At 41.6% G+C, this 3629-nt stretch carries 3 protein-coding genes; 1 reads left to right on the top strand and 2 read right to left on the bottom strand.

All coding sequences use genetic code 11. The features are described from left to right. Window positions 1-258 precede the first annotated feature (258 nt). Window positions 259-1206, top strand: coding sequence for a Smr/MutS family protein (locus QZY09_RS11665; RefSeq protein WP_367119212.1), 948 nt, complete (start codon window positions 259-261; stop codon window positions 1204-1206). A 73-nt stretch (window positions 1207-1279) separates the two neighbouring features. On the opposite strand, the gene QZY09_RS11670 is transcribed toward QZY09_RS11665, so the two are convergent. Further along, window positions 1280-2749 carry a pyruvate kinase gene (locus QZY09_RS11670; RefSeq protein WP_295672571.1) on the bottom strand — a complete coding sequence of 490 codons (1470 nt, stop codon included), beginning with the start codon at window positions 2747-2749 and terminating at the stop codon, window positions 1280-1282. A gap of 129 nt (window positions 2750-2878) precedes the next feature. Further along, window positions 2879-3629, bottom strand: a 751-nt coding sequence (locus tag QZY09_RS11675; protein ID WP_295672573.1) for a DUF3472 domain-containing protein, incomplete at its 5' end; no start/stop codon positions are given.

The following is a 3629-nucleotide window of genomic DNA, read 5'->3' on the forward strand; positions in this document are numbered from 1 at the left end:
AGTTATTTTAATAGGGGTATTAAATAACTAATTTGTAGCCACCTGCCTTTGGGCGGGTGGTTTTTTTATTTAGTGGATTTCGCCGATAGCTTTTGATTTCACCGATTTGCGAACCATTGCATCATTTACCTGGTTTTGATAGTTTGATTACGAAATAAGTTAACGAACTTTGAAATCGGGCTAATCATTTTGAATAATCGGTTAAATCATTTTTAAAATCGATGTAATCAGTTTCAAATAATCGGTGTAATCAAAAAAATGATGAAGTATAAGTTAGGTGATTTTGTGCGTTTTGTTGATGAGAAGATGGAGGGCTTTGTTACCCGGATCATTGATGAACAGATGATTGGTGTTACCGGCGAAGACGATTTCGAAATACCTGTACTGGCGAGTAAAGTAACCACAGTACATGGATATGTTCCGGCAGGGTCGGTTAAAGAGACCAAAGCGGAGGAGCCGGAATTTACTGGCGAATTTAGCTCCAAAGGTGTGTATTGGGGATTTGTGAATGATCCAAAAGCAAATTCAGTGGTGCATTTTCATTTAGTGAATGATACCTCTTTTCAATTGCTGGCTGCTTTAACTACCTCGGGGCAAAATAAATTTAAAGGCGAGTTCGCCGGGATTATCGCGCCAAAAACCGTGGTCAAAATTTATTCCGCGCAAATGGCCGATCTGCAGTTATGGCCGAAGTTTACGTTAAACATTACTTTTTATACTAACCAAAATGTGGAGCCGCCTGCGCCGCTGGTAATTCACGAAAAATTTAAGGCTAAAGACTTCGCCGGCTCAAAAAAACCACTGCCTGTATTAAAACAGCAGGGGTGGTTAATCCAACTGGATGAACCTGAAATAATTATTGACGCACAAAAGCTAAAAGAAAGCTTTTTTAAATCGACTGACGAAAAAACGAAATTAGACAAACCGGGCAAAGAAGTTGACCTGCATATTGAAAAGCTGCGAAACGATTACCAGTTTATCAACAGTACAGAAATATTAAAAATTCAGCTCGAATACTTCCACAAATCGCTCGATGCTGCTATTGTGCATCAACTCCACGAAATTGTCTTTATTCACGGTGCAGGAAATGGCACACTGAGGAACGAGATCCATAAATTATTAGGAAAGCATCCAAAAGTTCAGACATTTATGGATGCGCAAAAGGAAAAATTCGGCTATGGGGCTACTAAGGTCATTTTAAAGTAGGAAGTACACAAATGGCCAAAAGTGGAGCGATAATATTGCGAAAAAAAGCTGTCTGCTTGTGACTTGATACAGATCACTTTTCGTTGATAAATTTTTGCGCGATGCCTAATGGTCGAAAGGTAAAGCGCTTTTTGATATGGTGCCCGCCGATGCGGTGCAAAACGTTTCGCAAGGTTTCTATTACTTTTATGGTATGTTCGCCTTTATTGATCATCACGCATTCTGCCATTACAGCGTGGGCAGCGTCTGTGATCTCGGAACGGGTGGCTATGCCTGTCTTATTAAGCGTTTCCAACACCTGTGTTGCCCATACCACCGGAACGTGTGCCGCCTCGCAGATCCACAATATTTCGTCCTGGATCTCGCCGGTTCTTTCAAAACCAATTTCGACGGCAAGGTCGCCGCGGGCAATCATCACACCAAAGGCTTTTTGCCGCATTCCTTCTATCAGCAAATCAGGCAAATTTTTTACAGATTCGGGCGTCTCTATCTTCATGATGATATTTGGCGGCTGTGCCGACAATTCATTTAAAGCATCATGCAAGTTTTTAAGGTCATCTGCGTTCCGTATAAATGAATAACCCACAAGGTCGGCATACTTACAAATAAAAGGCAGGCAGGCTTTATCAAAATCAGTGATTGGTGAAACAGAGATTTCAGAGTCAGGGAAATTAATGCCTTTTTGTGATTTTATTTGTGGTTTACCTGATGATATGCGAACTATCCTAACGGCTGCACCCTCCTGTTTTATCGTTTCAACCACCCCCTCAATCATACCGTCATCAATAAAAACCCGCTCTCCCTTTTTTATCATCGAAACGATCCCTGGCACATTGGGGTTGATCACAATATCATCCTTAGCAAAATGTTTGGCGTGGTCGGCAAGCCAGATCAGTTCACCTTCTTTGATTTTTACTTTTCCCTTTTTATGCCCCTTATTTATCAGGAGTGTCCTGATCTTGGGCCCGGCAATATCCATGTATATCTTACAATTCAAACCGGTTTCGTGACATGCCTTTTCAAGCTGATGGAGCATTGCTGCCCATATTTCTTCATTGTCGTGGGCACAATTTATCCGGGCCACATTCATTCCATTTTGTAGCAGCGCTTTTATAAGTGCATAATCTTGGGCAAATGAAACGTCAAACGTAACCATAATGAATGGCGTGCCATTTTCGTTCTTTTCACCAAAAAGGATCTTGCTTCTTTGTTCGATTTGACTGGAGCCAAATTCATAAGTACATTCATCCAGTTCGGCGGCTGAGTAATCCTGTTTTAGCCATTGCAATATCGACTGTATTTGCCTGTGGATATGGCTCTCAGAACTTGCCAGGGAAGAAAGACCATGGGTATGAAGTGAATCCTGCAATTCGCGGATATCTTCACTTCGCAGGGTTAAATAATGGATCAGGTTTCGTAAAGCGTGCTGCTGCTGCGGGTGAATATCTTTTATCTTCAACAATCTTTTTTCACTTTCAAGCAGCATGGTTTTTTCAAGCTCCCTTAAATGCTTACGTACCTTTTGCAACGAGTCAGTTTTCATATCCGGTAAATGGCTGGTAAATACAAACAAAGTTACCGGTAGCCGGCGCTTTAACTATGATGCCGGTCACTAATAAAAATGATGCCAGCCAAATTGCAAATGCTGTTCAATCTCCGGAAACCATTTCCATCAGGGCATTTTGTCTAATACTACCTGGGGCATTTTACCGGATAGAGGCCGCTCAAAAAAGATATTCCTGTTGGTGAAATTATTAAAGAAGCCACAATTTTTAAGGTAAAAAGCATTACCGTCCAACCCTCCTGAATAATCCATGCGGTAACCCTTTACACCCGTATTATCGGCAGTGAACCGGGCCTTGTTCAGCTCTGTCCAATTGCCGTTTTCATCGGCGATCCACTGATTGTTAAAATAGACTTTACGGGTAATAGTTCCCTGTTCAGGATCGAAATTTTCTAAAAAGGAATGCAGGTGTTTTAAATAAGTATTGGTTTGTGGCCGGCTGAAACTGGCGATCAAATGCCATTCATTCACTTCCGGGGCAAAAAACCAGGCGGTATAAACCGTATGATTGTTACCGTCAGGTTTCGCTCTCACTAAAAACTTATAGGTATTTTCTGCTTTCCAGTTGTATAGCATATAGCTTTGGCCCCCTGAACCTTCACTGCCAAACTCACCGGTATGCACGTTGGCTCCTTTTTTTAACATTACGATTTTCTGATCATCCGGTATTTTTTTAGGGTCGTCTGTATTAAAAGGGCTCCAAACGGAAAACAGAATATGTCTTTCGGTTGGCGAGTTTACCTGCATCCCGAAATACCCTTCGCCAAAGCCGCAGGCCATAAAATAGGATCCTAAAACATCATTATTTTTCGGAACGGTTACCTCGTTATAAAACCACTCGGCGTTTTTATTATCAGGC

This window comes from uncultured Mucilaginibacter sp. (assembly GCF_903913935.1).
Taxonomy (GTDB): domain Bacteria; phylum Bacteroidota; class Bacteroidia; order Sphingobacteriales; family Sphingobacteriaceae; genus Mucilaginibacter.

What these genes read in the sequence shown, in the direction of transcription:
- QZY09_RS11665 (WP_367119212.1), top strand. Translation starts at nt 259, where the DNA reads ATGATGAAGTATAAGTTAGGTGATTTTGTGCGTTTTGTTGATGAGAAG.
- QZY09_RS11670 (WP_295672571.1), bottom strand. Translation starts at nt 2,749, where the DNA reads ATGAAAACTGACTCGTTGCAAAAGGTACGTAAGCATTTAAGGGAGCTT.